Origin of the sequence: Streptomyces bohaiensis (genome assembly GCF_012033785.1) — a bacterium.
In the GTDB taxonomy this organism is placed as follows: Bacteria; Actinomycetota; Actinomycetes; order Streptomycetales; family Streptomycetaceae; genus Streptomyces; species Streptomyces bohaiensis.
In genome coordinates this window covers 1-1,306 of the sequence record NZ_JAAVJC010000529.1, presented here as the reverse complement: position 1 = coordinate 1,306, position 1,306 = coordinate 1, and the positions used below count along the sequence as shown (strand labels likewise).

The 1,306-nt window shown below is 78.0% G+C and carries 1 protein-coding gene; it reads right to left on the bottom strand.

Features of this window, described 5'->3' with window-relative positions:
* A partial coding sequence (locus tag HCN52_RS24490; protein ID WP_168090599.1) for a LacI family DNA-binding transcriptional regulator occupies positions 1 to 719 on the bottom strand: 719 nt, incomplete at its 3' end.
* Positions 720 to 1,306: the final 587 nt, after the last annotated feature.

Sequence of the window (1,306 nt, the reverse complement as noted above, 5' to 3'; positions counted from 1 at the left end):
GCGGCCGCCAGGGCGGGCGCCGGGGCGCCGTGATCGGTGACGCCGTCCGAGAATCCGGCGGACCGCTCGCGGTGGGCCGGGTCCGCGCCGGCCCCGTCGACGGGCCCGGTGAGGACGGCGGAGTGGGAGCGGTGCAGCCTCGTCAGGTGGACGGCTGCGAGGAGTCCGCAGGCCCGCTGGTCCAGCGCCACGTAGCTGGCGGGCAGCGCCCCGGCGGGGCGGCCCGCGAGGACCAGCGGCAGCGGGCCGCGCGCCAGGCGCTCCGCGAGCGGGTCGGCGGGGCGGGTCGAGAACAGCACGACGCCGTCGGCGTGACCCTGCCCGAGGTAGGCCAACAGCCGGTCCCGGGAGGCCGCGTCGGCGGCGTGGCTCACCGGCAGTTGCACGCCGCGCGGGCCGAACACCCGCAGCAGGCCGGTGACGGTCCGGCCGAAGACGGGGTCGGCCAGGGCGCCCGCCGCGGCCGCGTCCCCTGCGGGGTCGGGCTCCGAGACCACCAGCGCCACGGCGTCGGTGCGGCCGGTGACCAGCGAGCGGGCCGCGCGGTTGGGCACGTACCGGGTGGCGGTGACGGCGCGTTCGACCAGCTCCCGCAGGCGGGGGTCGACGCTGGCCTCGCCGTTGACCACGCGGGAGACCGTCGCCCGGGAGACCCCGGCGACCCGCGCGACCTGTTCCAGGGTGGGGCGGCCGCTGGTCGGGGCGTGGTCGGTGGTCACGGTGTCTTTATACGCGACGGCCGCACCGCGCGGCGGGTTTCGGGTCCGCTCGGGTACGGCTTCCGGACGCCGGACGGCCGGCATCGGTCCAACGCCGGGCGGGGCGTCGCCCGCCGCCCCCGGGCGCCGAGCCGGGCGCCGAAACACCGGAACGCCGGAACGCCACCGGACCGGGGAGGGTCGCGGTGGCGCCGGGAAGGTCTGCGCGGGGACCGTCGCACCCCCGGCCGAGGCCGGAGGCGGGACGACGACGGTCCCCGCGGGAACGGCGATCGGGTCGCTGCCGCCGTTCTGGCGTCCATGGGAGGTCCGGGAGCCGCTCCGGAAGTCCGTGACGCCGACATCCAGAACTCTGCCGGACGGGTGTTAAGCGAAGATTGCCTCGCCGTGACGAGCCTGGATCATTCCCGTGGCCGGTCGCTCATCGGGGTGAGAGCTGCGTCACCGCAGCTCAGCGGGTGTGATGCGGACCACGGCCCAGCCCGGCCGCGGTCGTGCCACCCGGGCTGCGCGACGGCCGGTCGCGAGGCCCGATCACACCGCCGGCCCCCGTCACGCCGCCGGCCCCGCACCGCGCGGGTGCGCGG